Source organism: Streptomyces sodiiphilus (assembly GCF_039529215.1).
Lineage (GTDB): Bacteria > Actinomycetota > Actinomycetes > Streptomycetales > Streptomycetaceae > Streptomyces > Streptomyces sodiiphilus.
The window spans coordinates 97212-111625 of the sequence record NZ_BAAAMJ010000030.1 but is presented as its reverse complement, the minus strand read 5'-3'; the positions used below and the strand labels follow the sequence as shown (position 1 = coordinate 111625).

The 14414-nt window shown below is 71.3% G+C and carries 12 protein-coding genes; 7 read left to right on the top strand and 5 right to left on the bottom strand.

Features of this window, described 5'->3' with window-relative positions; translation table 11 throughout:
- Nucleotide 1: 1 nt before the first annotated feature.
- The 5 genes from tpiA (at nt 2) to ABD299_RS14780 (ending at nt 6137) form a co-directional block, all read left to right on the top strand.
- Nucleotides 2–778, top strand: coding sequence for a triose-phosphate isomerase (gene tpiA / locus ABD299_RS14800; RefSeq protein ID WP_344262402.1), 777 nt, complete (start codon nt 2–4; stop codon nt 776–778).
- 142 nt (nt 779–920) lie between these two features.
- A complete protein-coding gene (gene secG / locus ABD299_RS14795; RefSeq protein WP_344262400.1) occupies nt 921–1151 on the top strand; it encodes a preprotein translocase subunit SecG in 231 nt (76 codons plus the stop codon).
- Nucleotides 1152–1251: 100 nt separating this feature from the next.
- Nucleotides 1252–1587 carry an RNA polymerase-binding protein RbpA gene (locus ABD299_RS14790; RefSeq protein WP_344262398.1) on the top strand — a complete coding sequence of 112 codons (336 nt, stop codon included), beginning with the start codon at nt 1252–1254 and terminating at the stop codon, nt 1585–1587.
- Nucleotides 1588–1738: 151 nt separating this feature from the next.
- Nucleotides 1739–3391, top strand: a complete 1653-nt coding sequence (pgi, locus tag ABD299_RS14785) for a glucose-6-phosphate isomerase (protein WP_344262396.1) — start codon at nt 1739–1741, stop codon at nt 3389–3391.
- Between the two features lie 148 nt (nt 3392–3539).
- On the top strand, nt 3540–6137 hold the full coding sequence (locus tag ABD299_RS14780; RefSeq protein WP_344262394.1) for a cation-translocating P-type ATPase: 2598 nt from the start codon (nt 3540–3542) through the stop codon (nt 6135–6137).
- A gap of 31 nt (nt 6138–6168) precedes the next feature.
- Here the strand turns inward: ABD299_RS14780 and pgl are convergent, their stop codons facing one another.
- Genes pgl through tkt form a run of 5 tightly spaced genes read right to left on the bottom strand, consistent with a single transcriptional unit; the run spans nt 6169 to nt 12677 of the window.
- Complete coding sequence (gene pgl / locus ABD299_RS14775) at nt 6169–6924, bottom strand: 6-phosphogluconolactonase (protein ID WP_344262392.1); 756 nt, start codon at nt 6922–6924, stop codon at nt 6169–6171.
- Complete coding sequence (gene opcA, locus ABD299_RS14770) at nt 6921–7895, bottom strand: glucose-6-phosphate dehydrogenase assembly protein OpcA (RefSeq protein WP_344262390.1); 975 nt, start codon at nt 7893–7895, stop codon at nt 6921–6923. Before opcA ends, pgl begins: the two co-directional genes overlap by 4 nt.
- On the bottom strand, nt 7892–9415 hold the full coding sequence (zwf, locus tag ABD299_RS14765; RefSeq protein ID WP_344262387.1) for a glucose-6-phosphate dehydrogenase: 1524 nt from the start codon (nt 9413–9415) through the stop codon (nt 7892–7894). The genes opcA and zwf overlap by 4 nt, the downstream gene beginning before the upstream one ends.
- Nucleotides 9416–9443: 28 nt before the next feature.
- The gene (tal, locus tag ABD299_RS14760; RefSeq protein WP_344262385.1) at nt 9444–10562 is read right to left on the bottom strand and encodes a transaldolase; all 1119 of its coding nucleotides are present in this window, start codon (nt 10560–10562) and stop codon (nt 9444–9446) included.
- A gap of 36 nt (nt 10563–10598) precedes the next feature.
- Nucleotides 10599–12677, bottom strand: coding sequence for a transketolase (gene tkt, locus ABD299_RS14755; protein WP_344262382.1), 2079 nt, complete (start codon nt 12675–12677; stop codon nt 10599–10601).
- Nucleotides 12678–13073: 396 nt separating this feature from the next.
- Here tkt and ABD299_RS14750 point away from each other — a divergent pair, with 396 nt between their 5' ends.
- Nucleotides 13074–14015 carry a heme o synthase gene (locus ABD299_RS14750; RefSeq protein WP_344262380.1) on the top strand — a complete coding sequence of 314 codons (942 nt, stop codon included), beginning with the start codon at nt 13074–13076 and terminating at the stop codon, nt 14013–14015.
- 27 nt (nt 14016–14042) lie between these two features.
- On the top strand, nt 14043–14414 hold the full coding sequence (locus ABD299_RS14745; protein ID WP_344262378.1) for a hypothetical protein: 372 nt from the start codon (nt 14043–14045) through the stop codon (nt 14412–14414).

Here is a 14414-nt window from a genome sequence, read left to right as displayed (position 1 = left end):
CGTGACCACCCGTATCCCGCTGATGGCGGGCAACTGGAAGATGAACCTCAACCATCTCGAGGCCATCGCCCATGTCCAGAAGCTCGCCTTCGGTCTGACGGACAAGGACTTCGAGGCCGTCGAGGTCGCGGTCCTGCCGCCGTTCACCGATCTCCGCTCGGTCCAGACACTGGTCGACGGCGACAAGCTCAAGATCGTCTACGGTGCGCAGGACATCTCCGCGCACGATGCCGGGGCCTACACCGGAGAGGTCTCCGGTCCCATGCTGGCCAAGCTCAACTGCACCTACGCCGTCGTGGGGCACTCCGAGCGCCGCCAGTACCACGGCGAGGACGACGCGCTGTGCAACGCCAAGGTGCGTTCCGCCTTCCGGCACGGGCTCACCCCGATTCTGTGCGTCGGCGAGCCGCTGGAGGTCCGCAAGGCGGGTACCCAGGTCGCGCACACGCTGGGACAGCTCGACGGTGCCCTGCGGGAGGTCCCTGCCGAGCAGGCCGCGACGATCGTGGTCGCCTACGAGCCGGTGTGGGCCATCGGCACCGGCGAGGTCGCCACCCCCGAGGACGCCCAGGAGGTGTGCGGGGCGATCCGGGTGCGGCTGTCCCAGCTGTACAGCCAGGAGGTGGCCGAGCAGATCCGCATCCAGTACGGCGGTTCGGTGAAGTCCGGCAACATCGCCGCCATCATGGCGCAGCCGGACGTGGACGGCGCGCTGGTCGGCGGTGCCGCCCTCGATGCCGACGAGTTCGTCAAGATCGTGCGTTTCCGCGATCAGTGAGCGGTCGCTCACCGGCATGAGCTAGTACCCTGTCGGGGACCGGACCGGCGGCACGCCGCCCGGCCGGTCCCCGACGCCCGGGTTGCGCAGAGCCGTGGCGCGGGTCCGTCCCATCCGTCCCTCTGAGAGAGTTGGTCCAGCCGTGGTCACGGGGTTCTCGATCGCCCTCATCATCTTCAGCTTCCTGCTGGGGCTGCTGGTCCTCATGCACAAGGGGAAGGGCGGCGGCCTCTCCGACATGTTCGGCGGCGGCATGCAGTCCTCCGTCGGTGGCTCCTCGGTCGCCGAGCGCAACCTCGACCGCATCACCATCGTGGTCGCCCTCATCTGGTTCGCGATCATCGTGGTGCTCGGGATCTCGATGAAGTCCTGAGAGGCATAGTGCCCACTTCGTAACTCCGGACACTGGACGTGCGTTGAGCCTTGCATAGACTGAGGCGACTTCGCAGCACGTGAGGCAGGGAGTTACGACCGTGGCAGGTGGCAACGCGATCCGGGGGAGCCGGGTCGGAGCGGGGCCCATGGGGGAGGCCGAGCGCGGCGACACCGCGCCCCGGCTGAGGGTCTCCTTCTGGTGCGCGAACGGGCACGAGACACAGCCCAGCTTCGCCAGTGACGCACAGATCCCGGAGACCTGGGACTGCCCGCGCTGCGGCTTCCCGGCCGGTACCGAGCGGGACGCACCCCCGGCTCCGCCCCGCAACGAGCCGTACAAGACACACCTGGCCTACGTGCGGGAGCGGCGCAGCGATGCCGACGGCGAGGCGATTCTCGCCGAGGCCCTGGCCAAGCTCCGCGGCGAGATCTGAGCGCTCGCCCCGGTCCTCCCGCCCGCCCGTTCGCGCCCCCCGCGTGAACGGGCGGGCGTTCTTCATGCGGACGTCGGCCGCTGCCCGGCGGAGATCGACTAGCGTGGTGCCCAGTGGGGTCGGAACGATCACAGATGGGCTGAAACCGAACATGAACGCAGCAGGCCGGGCCGGGCTGGACCGAATGCCGGAGTGGGACGCGCTGGCGGAGCACCGGAAGCAGCTGGGGGAGGTGCGACTGCGGGAGCTGTTCGCGGCCGACGCCGGGCGCGCCGGACGGTACGGGATTCAGGTGGGGGATCTGTACCTGGACTACTCGCGGAACCTGGTCACCGACGACACCCTGAGGCTGCTGCGGGAACTGGCCGAGGCGGCCGGGGTGCCCGCCCTGCGGGACGCGATGTTCCGCGGCGAGCGGATCAACACCACCGAGGACCGCGCCGTGCTGCACACCGCCCTGCGCAGCCCGAGCGACGCGGTGATCGAGGTGGACGGCGTCAATGTGGTGCCCGGAGTGCACTCGGTGCTCTCCAGGATGCAGGTGTTCACCGACAACGTGCGGTCGGGAGTGTGGAAGGGACACACCGGCAGGCGGATCCGGACGGTGGTCAACATCGGTATCGGCGGCTCCGACCTGGGGCCCGCCATGGCGTACGAGGCGCTGCGGCCCTGGACCAGCCGGGAGCTGGACTTCCGGTTCGTGTCCAACGTCGACGGCGCGGACCTTCACGAGGCGCTGCGCGGCCTGGACCCGGCCGAGACGCTGTTCATCGTGGCCTCCAAGACGTTCACCACCGTCGAGACCGTCACCAACGCCGTTTCCGCGCGGAAGTGGCTGCTCGACGGTCTGGGGGCCGGGCAGGAAGCCGTGGCGAGGCACTTCGTCGCCGTGTCGACCAACGCGGAGAAGGTCGCCGGGTTCGGCATCGACACGCACAACATGTTCGAGTTCTGGGACTGGGTCGGCGGCCGCTACTCGCTCGACTCGGCCATCGGGCTGTCGCTCATGGTGGCCCTCGGCAACGACGGCTTCCGGGAGATGCTGGCCGGTTTCCACGCCGTGGACGAGCACTTCAGGGACGCGCCACTGGAGCGCAACGCGCCGTTCCTGCTGGGTCTGCTCGGCATCTGGTACGGCGAGTTCTTCGACGCCCGCTCGCACGCCGTGCTGCCCTACAGCCACTACCTGTCGAAGTTCCCGGCCTATCTCCAGCAGCTCGACATGGAGTCCAACGGCAAGTCCGTGACCCGTGACGGCAGGCCCGTGAGCCGGCGGACCGGCCCGGTGGTGTGGGGGACGCCCGGCACCAACGGCCAGCACGCCTACTTCCAGCTCCTGCACCAGGGCACCCAGGTGATCCCGGCCGATCTCATCGGCTTCGCCCGGCCGGTCGGGGAGCTGTCCGCCGATCTCACGGCGCAGCACGACCTGCTGATGGCCAATCTGTTCGCCCAGGGCCAGGCCCTGGCCTTCGGGAAGACGGCCGAGGAGGTCCGTGCCGAGGGCGTGGCGGAGGAGCTGGTCGCGCACCGGACGTTCCCCGGCAACCGGCCGACCACCACGATTCTGGCCGCCGAGCTGTCGCCCTCGGTGCTCGGGCAGCTGGTGGCGCTCTACGAGCACAAGGTGTTCGTGCAGGGCGCTGTCTGGGACATCAACTCCTTCGACCAGTGGGGCGTGGAACTGGGGAAGGTCCTGGCCAGGCGGATCGAGCCGGCCCTGGCCGAGGGCGCGGACGTGCCCGGCCTCGACGCCTCCACCGCCGCCCTGGTGACCCGCTACCGGGAACTGCGCGGGCGCTGAGACGGCGAGCGGCCGCCGGGTCCCCGCGGGTACCGGATCAGGGCCGGCCGGCCCGGTGGAACGGCCGTCCGGCCCGTGGCAGCCGGGACCGGCCCCGTCGAGCATGTGGTGGACACTGACCCTGCGGGGAGTACGAGGAGCCACAGCGGTGAAGGAGCCACTACGCAGCCCGGGCCCTGTGCCGCGGGTCCACCGTCGGGGAGACGGCACCCGGTGGCGGGTTCCTGCCCCTCACGCGCTGACCGCGCAGGAGGTGCTCGCCCGTCTGGAGGTCGAGGCAGAGCTCGGCCTCGATACCGTCGAGGTCACCCGCCGCCGCTCCCTGGTGGGGCGGAATGCCCTCGCGGGGCGCAAGAGGCTGTCGGCCTGGGGCATCCTGCTCGATCAGGTCCGCAGCGCGGTCGTTCTGCTGCTGCTCGCGGCTGCGGTGGCCGGACTGATCATCGGTGAGGTGATCGAGGCAGCGGCGATCGCCCTGGTGCTGGTGGTCAACACCGTGGTCGGGTTCACCACGGAACTGCGGGCGGTGCGGTCGATGGAGGCTCTCCGCCGTCTCGCCGCGACTGTCGCCGACGTCGAGCGCGAGGACCGCAGGGACGAGATCGACTCCGCCGAGCTCGTCCCCGGTGACATCATCTCGGTGGAGAGCGGTGACCTGGTCCCCGCCGACGCGCGCCTTATCGAGGCGGGGGACCTCAGCGTCGACGAGTCCGCCCTGACCGGGGAGAGCGATCCCGTCGGCAAGACGGTGGAGGCCGTGGCAGCGGATGTCCCGCTGGCGGAACGCACGGACATGCTCTATCTGGGGACCACTGTGCGGGCCGGGCGGGGGCGAGCGGTGGTGGTGGCCACGGGAACCTCCACCGAAGTCGGACGGATCGCCGATCTGGCGGAGCCGACCGATGTCATGCAGGCGCCCCTGCAGGCCGGCCTGGAGCGGCTGGGCCGTACCCTGTCCGTCGTCGTGGTCGGTGTGGCCGGCGGGCTCGCGGTGCTCGGCCTGCTGCGTGGCCTGGATCTCCGTGAAGTCGTCGAGGTGTCGATCGCGCTGGCCGTCGCCATCGTGCCCGAGGGGCTTCCCGCCGTGGCCACCCTCACCCTCACCGTGGGGATGCGGCGGATGGCCCGGCGGCGGGCCCTGGTGCGCAGACTGCCCACCGTGGAGACGCTCGGCAGCACCACGGTGATCGCCTCCGACAAGACGGGCACGCTCACCGCCAACCGCATGCAGACCGTGGAAACCGCGGTGGCCGAAGGCGTCGAGGAGCGGCGGCTGTGGGAGAGCGCGGTGATCTGCAACGACGCCGACATCGCCGCGGACGGCGACCCGGTCGGCGATCCCACCGAGGTCGCCCTGCTGCGCGGCGCACGGTCCGCCGGTCTGGACTGGCGCCGTACCCGGGAGCTGAACCCGCGACGGGACGAGGTGCCCTTCGACTCGGTGGCCAAGCGCATGGCAGTGGTCACCGAGGACGAAGTGCACGTCAAGGGGGCTCCGGAGGTGCTGCTGAACCCCGTCCGCGACCGCGGGCTGCTGGCTGCCGCTGATGACATGGGCGGCCGGGCCCTGCGCACTCTCGCCGTCGGTGCCGGTCCCGTGCCGGGTCGTGAGGCGGACGATCGTGAGCTGTTCGCCGGAGCCACACCGCTCGGTGTGATCGGTCTCGCCGACCCGCCCCGGCCGGCTGCCGTCGAAGCAGTCAAGGCGTGCCACCGGGCCGGTATCCGGGTCGTCATGATCACCGGTGACCAGCCCCGTACCGCCGCCGCCGTCGCCGCATTGCTGGGAATACGCTCCGGACGGACCGTCACGGGTGCCGAACTGGACCGGCTGAGCGAGGAAGAACTGGCCGAGATCGTCGACGAGGCGGATGTCTACGCCCGCGTCGCGCCGGAGCACAAGCTGCGTCTGGTGCGGGCCCTGCAGGCCGCGGGCCACACCGTCGCCGTCACCGGGGACGGCGTCAACGACGCCCCCGCTCTGCGCCAGGCCGATGTGGGCATCGCCATGGGCCGCACCGGGACGGATGTCGCCCGTGAGGCCGCTGACATCGTGCTCACCACCGATGACTTCAGCACCATTGAGCACGCGGTGGGAGAAGGCCGCCGGGTCTTCGGCAACATCCGGCGCTTCGGGCAGTACCTGTTCTCCTGGCACCTGGCCGTCGTCTTCGTGGTGACCGCCGCCATCGCGCTCGGCGCACCGCCACCGCTGGCCGGGCTGATGATCCTGTGGAACAACATCATCATCGATGTCATCCCGTCCTTCGCGCTGGCACTCGAACCGAGCAGCGACGACGCGATGCGCGATCCTCCCCGGCCCCGGAACGAATCCGTCCTCGGAGCGGGCACCCTCCGCCGGATCCTCGCCCAGGGAGCTCTCGTCGGCGGTGTCGGCCTGACGACCTTCCTGCTGGCCACCGGTGCCATGGGCATGAGTACGGCGGAAGCGCAGACCATGACCTTCGTCACCCTCACGCTGGCCCAGCTCCTCGCCGTGTTCAACGCCCGCACCGACACCGGCTCCGGATTCCGCGGCGCGGGCGCCAACCCCTTCCTGTGGGCCGCTCTCGCTCTCACCGCGGCCCTGGAGACCGCCGCCCTCGCCGTACCGGGACTGCGGGACCTGCTGGGGCTCACCACGCTCCCGCCCGCCTCCTGGGCCGTGGCGGCCGGCCTGGCCGTCCTGCCCCTGCTGCTCACCCAGACCGCGCGCGTCCTGCGCGCGGCAGGGCCGGCCCAGTAGTACCGGCCCGGCTCCGGCCCGGCGGGCGGGGTCAGAGCCGGGACGCGGCGGCCTCGTCGAGCAGGAGCAGCGTGCGCTCGGTGCCGCGGGCGCGCGTCGCCGGAATGTCCGTTCCCGCGGCGTCCGACAGGGCCGCGGCGGCGGCCTCGGCCTTGTCCTCACCGGCCGCCAGCAGCCACACCTCGCGGGCAGCGCGGATGGCACGGAAGGTGAGGCTGATCCGGGTCGGCGGGGGCTTGGGCGCGTTGTGCACGCCGACCACCGTGCGGCCGGTTTCCGCGGCGGCCGGGTGGCCTGGGAAGAGGGACGCCACGTGGGTGTCCGGGCCCACGCCGAGGAGCACGACGTCGAACCGGGGGACGCCGGGATGGTCCGGCGGCGCGGCGGCGGCCAGCTCGGCGGCGTAGGCGGCGGCCGCCGCGTCCGCGTCGGGGCCGTACGGGCCGTCGGAGGCCGGCATCGGGTGGACCCGCGCCGGGTCGAGGGCCACCGCGTCCAGCAGTGCCTCGCGGGCCTGTGACTGGTTGCGCTCGGGATCGCCGCCGGGCAGGAAGCGCTCGTCGCCCCACCACAGGTCGAGCCTCGACCAGTCGACGGTGTCACGGGCGGGCGTGTCGGCCAGTGCGGCCAGCAGGGCGTTGCCGTTGCGGCCGCCGGTCAGCACGACGGTGGCCGTGCCCCGGGCGCTCTGGGCGTCGGCGACGGCGGTCACCAGCCGGGCCGCGCAGGCCCTGGCCATGAAGCCGCTGTCGGAGTGGACCACCGGCTGGGGTGCGGCGGATGTCATGAGGCCTTCTTCTCTTTCGCCGCCCGTCTGGGCGTGGTGGTCCGGGGCGTGGCGGGCTTGCTCGCCGCGTACCTGACGGCTTGTGCGTAGGCCTCGTCCGGGTCGAGCCGGCGCAGTTCCTCGGCCAGCAGCTCGGCGGTCGTCCGGCGCTGGAGGGCCACGTGCCGGTCCGGCTGGCCGGGCACCGCCAGTGTCGCCAGGGCGCCGTCCGGTCTGTCCAGGCAGATCTCGCCGTCCTCGGTGTGCAGGCGGACCGCCGTGATGCCCGGGCCCTCGGAGACCACGCGCTCGACGGGCGTGCCGAGCCGCTCGGCCAGCCACAGGGCCAGCAGTTCGGTGCTGGGGTTGTACTCCTCGCCCTCCACGCTGGCGCCGCGGACCGGGGCGTGCCGCTGGTCCAGTGCCGCCGCCAGCACGCTGCGCCAGGGGGTGATGCGGGTCCAGGCCAGGTCGGTGTCGCCGGGGGCGTAGACGTCGGCCCGGGTGCCGAGCGTGGCCACCGGGTCCTCGGTGGCGGCCGCGTCGGTGATCCGTCGCTGGGCGAGGGTGCCCAGCAGATCGGCTGCCGGATGGTCCGGCGCGTCCTCCGGCCACCAGACCACCACCGGGGCGTCCGGCAGCAGCAGCGGAAGCACCACGCTGTAGGCGTGCGCGGCCAGTTCGCCGTGCAGCCGCAGCAGCACCGTTTCCCCGGCGATGGTCCCGCCGCCGAACCGCACCTCCGCGTCGAGCCGGGCGGCGGCCCGGTCGCGGGGGGAGCGGCCCGGACGGCGGACGACGACGAGGATCCGGGAGGGGTGTTCCTTGGAGGCCTCGGTGGCCGCCTTGAACGCGTCGTAGTGGTTGCCCTCGTCGGTGACGATGACGAGGGTCAGCACCATGCCGACGGCCGGTGTCCCGCTCGCCCGCCGCGCCTCCACCAGAGCAGCGTTGATCTGGCTGGACGTGGTGTCCGTGAGGTCGATCTTCATGGCCGCCGCCAGCTCCGTCCGTCGCGCGCCAGCATGTCGTCGGCCGCCTTCGGCCCCCAGGTGCCGGCGGTGTACGGCTCCGGCCTGCCGTGCCGGGCCCAGTACTCCTCCACCGGGTCCAGGATCTCCCAGGACCGCTCGACCTCCTGATGGCGGGGGAAGAGATTGGCGTCGCCCAGCAGCACGTCCAGCAGGAGGCGTTCGTACGCCTCGGGGCTGGATTCGGTGAAGGACTCCCCGTAGGCGAAGTCCATGGTGACGTCCCGGATCTCCATCTGGGTCCCGGGCACCTTGGAGCCGAACCGGATGGTCACGCCCTCGTCCGGCTGCACCCGGATGACCAGCGCGTTGTTGTTGAGTTCATGCGTGTTGGTGGCGTCGAACGGGGAGGACGGCGCCCGCTGGAAGACCACCGCGATCTCCGTCACCCTCCGCCCGAGCCGCTTCCCGGTGCGCAGGTAGAACGGCACACCGGCCCAGCGGCGGTTGTCGATCTCCAGCTTCACCGCCGCGTAGGTGTCGGTCACCGACTGCGGGTCGATGCCCTCCTCCTCCAGGTAGCCGGGAACCTTCCGGCCGCCCTGCCAGCCCGCGGCGTACTGGCCGCGGACGGTGTGCAGGCCCAGATCCTTCGGCAGCCGGACCGCGCTGAGCACCTTCAGTTTCTCGGTGACCAGCGCCCGGGCGTCGAAGGAGACCGGCTCCTCCATGGCGGTCAGCGCCAGCAGCTGCAGCAGGTGGTTCTGGATGACGTCACGGGCCGATCCGATGCCGTCGTAGTAGCCGGCCCGGCCGCCGATGCCGATGTCCTCCGCCATGGTGATCTGCACGTGGTCGACGTACGAACGGTTCCACAGCGGTTCGAACAAGGTGTTGGCGAAGCGCAGCGCCAGGATGTTCTGGACGGTCTCCTTGCCCAGATAGTGGTCGATCCGGAAGACCTCGTGGGCCGGGAAGACCCCGTGCACGATCCGGTTCAGTTCCTGGGCGGACGCCAGGTCGTGTCCGAAGGGCTTCTCGATGACGGCCCGCCGCCAGCTGTCGCCCTGTCCCTGGGACAGCCCGTGCTTCTTCAGCTGCTGCACCACCGTGGGGAAGAACTTCGGCGGCACCGACAGGTAGAAGGCGAAGTTGCCGCTGGTGCCGCGCTCCTTGTCCAGCGCCTCCATGGTCGAGCGGAGGGTGGTGAAGGCCGCGTCGTCGTCGAAGACGCCGGGAACGAAGCGCATCCCCTCCGCCAGCTGCCGCCACACCTCCTCGCGGAAGGGGGTGCGCGCGTGCTGTTTGACCGCGTCGTGCACGACGTGGGCGAAGTCCTCGTCCGCCCAGTCCCGGCGGGCGAACCCGACAAGGGAGAAGCCCGGCGGCAGCAGGCCGCGATTGGCCAGGTCGTAGACCGCCGGCATCAGCTTCTTGCGCGAGAGGTCACCGGTCACACCGAAGATGACCAGGCCCGACGGCCCCGCGATGCGCGGGAGCCGCCGGTCCAGGTCGTTCCGCAGCGGATTGCCGTGGTTCATCCGAGCGCCTCGCTCGTCATCCTGGGTCTCAGCCTTCCCGGGGCGCCAGCCGCTTGAGCTCGGCCTCGGTGGAGGTGAGGAGATCGGTCCAGGCGGTCTCGAACTTCTCCACGCCTTCTTTCTCCAGCAGCTCCACGACCTCGTCGTAGGAGATGCCGAGCTTCTCCAGCGCGTCCAGGTCCGCCCGGGCCTGCCCGTAGGTGCCCCTCACGGTGTCGCCGGTGATCTCGCCGTGGTCCTCGGTGGCCTCCAGGGTGGCCTCGGGCATGGTGTTGACCGTGTGCGGGGCGACCAGCTCGGTCACGTAGAGGGTGTCGGGGTAGGCCGGGTCCTTCACCCCGGTCGACGCCCACAGCGGGCGCTGGGCGTTGGCACCGGCCTGGGCCAGCGCCTGCCAGCGGTCGGAGGCCACGACCTCCTCGTAGGCCTGGTACGCCAGCCGGGCGTTGGCCAGGGCGGCCCTGCCGCGCAGCGCGGCGGCCTCCTCCGTGCCCATCGCGTCCAGCCGCTTGTCGATCTCGGTGTCCACCCGGGACACGAAGAACGAGGCCACCGAGTGGATCGAGGACAGCTCCAGGCCCTTGGCCCTGGCCTGCTCGAGGCCGCTCATGTAGGCGTCCATCACTTCCCGGTAGCGCTGCAGGGAGAAGATGAGCGTGACGTTCACGCTGATGCCCCGGGAGATCACCTCGGTGATCGCGGGCAGCCCGGCCCGGGTGGCCGGGATCTTGATCAGCGTGTTGGGGCGCTCCACCAGCCAGGCGAGCTGCTTGGCCTCGGCGACGGTGGCCGCCGTGTTGTGCGCCAGCCGCGGGTCCACCTCGATGGAGACCCGGCCGTCCCGGCCCCCGGTCGCCTCGTACACCGGGCGCAGCACATCGCAGGCATCCCGGACATCGGCAGTGGTGATCATTCGCACCGCCTCCTCCACGCCGACCCGGCGCTCGGCCAGGTCGGCCAGCTGCTGCTCGTACCCGTCACCGGCCGAGATCGCCTTCTGGAAGATCGCCGGGTTGGTCGTGACGCCCACCACGTGCTGCTGGTCCAGCAGTTCGCCCAGGGCGCCGGACGTGATGCGCCTGCGCGACAGGTCGTCCAGCCAGATCGCGACACCCTCCTCGGAGAGCCGCTTGAGTGCGTCGGTCATCGAAATCGCGTCTCCTGCTCGAATCGTCTGGAAAGGTCAGCGTTCCACGGCGGCCACGGATTCCCGGCCCGCCTGGGCCACGGCCTCGGCGGTGATCCCGAACTCCCGGAACAGTGTCTGGTAGTCGGCGGACGCGCCGAAGTGCTCCAGCGAGATGATGCGGCCCAGCTCACCGGTGTACCGGTGCCAGCTCATGCCGACGCCGGCCTCCACGGCCACCCGTGCCTTGACCACCGGGGGCAGCACGTGGTCACGGTAGGACTGCTCCTGCTCCTCGAACCACTCGACGCACGGCATGGAGACGACCCGGGTCGGAACACCCTCGGACTCCAGCTGCTCCCGGGCGGCGACCGCCAGCTGCACCTCGGAGCCGGTCGCCACGATGATCAGGCGGGGCTTGCCGTCGGAAGCCTCGGTGTGGACGTACCCGCCCTTCGCGGCGTCCTCGTCGGCCGCGTAGGTCGGCACGTTCTGCCGGGTCAGCGCCAGGGCGTGCGGGGCGCGCCGGGTGCTGAACCGCTTGAGGATCTCGCGCCAGGCCAGCGCGGTCTCGTTGGCGTCGGCAGGGCGGACGACGTTGAGTCCGGGGATGGCCCGCAGCGCGGCCAGGTGCTCGACCGGCTGGTGGGTCGGTCCGTCCTCGCCCAGGCCGATGGAGTCGTGCGTCCACACGTAGGTGACCGGCGCCTTCATCAGGGCGGCCAGCCGCACCGAGGGGCGCATGTAGTCGGAGAACACCAGGAACGTGCCGCCGTAGATGCGGGTGTTGCCGTGCAGCGCGATGCCGTTCATGGCCGCGCCCATGGCGTGCTCGCGGATGCCGAAGTGCACCGTCCGGCCGTAGGGGTCTGCCTGGGGGAGCGGATTGCCGGCCGGCAGGAAGGAGGTCGATCCGTTCATGGTGGTGTTGTTGGAGCCGGCCAGGTCGGCGGATCCTCCCCACAGCTCGGGGATCACCGGGCCGAGGGACTCCAGGACCTTGCCGGAGGCCTTGCGGGTGGCGACATCCTTGCCGGGCTCGAAGACCGGCAGCGCCTGCTCCCAGTCCTTGGGGAGCTCGCCCGCGCGGATGCGGTCGTACCGGGCGGAGCGCTCCGGGTGGGCCTCCCGCCAGGCGGCCAGCTGCTCGTCCCAGGCGGCGCGGGCGGCGCGGCCGCGGTCCACGGCCTTGCGGGTGTGGGCGATCACGGCGTCGTCGACCTGGAAGTGGCGTCCGGGGTCGAAGCCCAGGATCTCCTTGGTGGCGGCGACCTCCTCGGCGCCCAGCGCGGCACCGTGTGCGGCGCCGGTGTTCTGGGCGTTGGGGGCGGGCCAGGCGATGATCGAGCGGGCGGCGATGAGCGAGGGCCGCTCGGTCTCGGCCCGGGCCGCCTTCATCGCCTTGTACAGCGCGTGCGGGTCCAGGTCACCGTTCTCGCCCAGCGGGACGCGCTGCACGTGCCAGCCGTAGGCCTCGTAGCGCTGGACCACGTCCTCGGAGATGGCGGCCTCGGTGTCACCCTCGATCGAGATGTGATTGTCGTCCCACAGGAGCACCAGATTGCCGAGCTTCTGGTGCCCGGCGAGCGAGGAGGCCTCGGCCGCGACGCCCTCCTGGAGGCAGCCGTCACCGGCGAACGCCCAGATGGTGTGGTCGAAGGGGGAGGTGCCCGGCGCGGCGTCGGGGTCGAACAGGCCGCGCTCGTAGCGGGCCGCCATCGCCATGCCGACGGCGTTGCCGACACCCTGGCCGAGCGGCCCGGTGGTGGTCTCCACCCCGACGGTGTGGCCGTGCTCGGGGTGACCGGGTGTGCGGCTGTCCCAGGTGCGGAAGGCCTTCAGGTCCTCCAGCTCCAGGCCGTAGCCGGCCAGGTAGAGCTGGATGTACAGGGACAGGCTGGTGTGGCCCACGGACAGCACGAAGCGGTCCCGGCCCGTCCAGTCGGGCTCGGAGGGATCGTGCCGCATGACCTTCTGGAAGAGCACGTAGGCGGCCGGTGCCAGGCTCATGGCCGTGCCGGGATGGCCGTTGCCGACCTTCTGCACGGAGTCCATGGCCAGGACCCGGACGGTGTCCACGGCCCGCTGGTCCAGTTCGGTCCATTCGAAGTCGGTGTTGGCCGGCTTGTTGCTCACCCTGCGTCAGGGCTCCTCTCCGCGGTCGGGCGGTTGGTAAGACCGAAGGGCGCCGGAGCCCCACCGGAACCGCGGGCGGGGAGGGCACCGGGCGCTGTTGAGCCTACCGCTGCCGGCCCGGCCCTACGCACCCGTTCGCTACTCTGGTCGCCGCTGCTCAGGGGGGCTGAGGCCCGCTCGTCCGAGTGTGCTCGGGCGGGCCGCGCGGCGCTCGTGCGAGCCCCCGGGCGGCCGGTGGCTCCGCGCCAACACGGGCCACCCCGGAGACAAGCGGGGTATGTCGGGCGTCTACAGTGGCGTGGTACGTGCGAGCTTCCGTTCAGCCGCCGACCGGGGCCGGGGTTCGCTTGACTGTCCGCAGCGCCAGTCGCTGAAGTCGCACAACCAGGGGTGTCCGTGACGGCCGTCGATTCCCGTCCCGTGCAGGAGCTCGCCGAGAGTTCCGGCCACCGGCCGCGTGGGGCCAGGATCAAGGCGTTCGTCGCCCTGACGAAGCCGCGCATCATCGAACTGCTGCTCATCACCACGGTGCCGGTGATGTTCCTGGCGGCGCAGGGAGTGCCCGACCTGTGGCTGGTGCTGGCCACCTGCCTGGGCGGCTACCTGTCGGCAGGCGGTGCCAACGCGCTGAACATGTACCTGGACCGTGACATCGACGCGCTGATGCACCGTACCGAGCAGCGCCCGCTGGTCACCGGCATCGTGACTCCGCGTGAGGCGCTGGTCTTCGGTATCACCCTGGGTGTGGTCTCCACCCTGTGGTTCGGGCTCCTGGTCAACTGGCTGTCCGCCGCCCTCGCCCTGGGCGCGCTGCTGTTCTACGTCGTCGTCTACACGATGTGGCTCAAGCGCCGCACGGCCCAGAACATCGTCTGGGGCGGCATCGCGGGCTGCATGCCCGTGCTCATCGGCTGGTCCTCGGTGACCAACTCGCTGTCCTGGGCCGCCGTCGTCCTCTTCCTGGTCATCTTCTTCTGGACCCCCCCGCACTACTGGCCGCTGTCGATGAAGGTCAAGGAGGACTACGCGCGCGTCGGTGTGCCGATGCTCCCCGTCGTCGCGGCCAACACGGTGGTCGCCCGGCAGATCGTGATCTACAGCTGGGTGATGGTGGCGGTCTCCCTGACGCTGTGGCCGCTGGGGTACACCGGATGGTTCTATCCCGTCGTCGCGCTGCTCACCGGCGGCTGGTGGCTGTGGGAGGCGCACGGTCTGCAGGCCAGGGCGAAGGCCGGAGCGGCCGGCGCGAAGCTCAAGGAGATGCGGCTGTTCCACTGGTCCATCACCTACGTGTCGCTGCTGTTCGTGGCCGTGGCCATCGACCCCTTCCTGCGCTGACCCCTACCTGCCGGTAGCATCATCGGCATGGCAGACACGCACGAAGCCGAAGAGCGTCCCGACGGACAGGCGGACCGCCGCGAGGAGCGCCGGTCCGCGCGCGAGACCGCCCGGCTCACCAAGCAGATCCGGGCCTTCGCCGCCGCCCACGGGGGCGGCGCGGACGGACAGCTGGCGTATCTCGGTGCCCGCGGCTTCCGGCTGGTGCTCGTCGGAGCGGACGGCGCGTGGGGCGACCTGGTCGCCGCCCGCCGCGGCGCCGCCGAGCGGGCGGCCGAACAGGCCGGAGTGACCCTGCACGACGCTCTGGACGGCGAACTGGCCGGCCGGATGCGCACCGGCCGCTATGAGTGGTCCCGGATGGCGGGTATACAGGTCGGCGGACCCGCCAACAGCTGA

Coding starts and splice junctions, on each gene's coding strand:
- ABD299_RS14745 (WP_344262378.1), top strand. CDS start 14,043: ATGGCAGACACGCACGAAGCCGAAGAGCGTCCCGACGGACAGGCGGAC.
- zwf (WP_344262387.1), bottom strand. CDS start 9,415: ATGAACCACGGCAATCCGCTGCGGAACGACCTGGACCGGCGGCTCCCG.
- pgi (WP_344262396.1), top strand. CDS start 1,739: ATGAACGCAGCAGGCCGGGCCGGGCTGGACCGAATGCCGGAGTGGGAC.
- tal (WP_344262385.1), bottom strand. CDS start 10,562: ATGACCGACGCACTCAAGCGGCTCTCCGAGGAGGGTGTCGCGATCTGG.
- opcA (WP_344262390.1), bottom strand. CDS start 7,895: ATGAAGATCGACCTCACGGACACCACGTCCAGCCAGATCAACGCTGCT.
- pgl (WP_344262392.1), bottom strand. CDS start 6,924: ATGACATCCGCCGCACCCCAGCCGGTGGTCCACTCCGACAGCGGCTTC.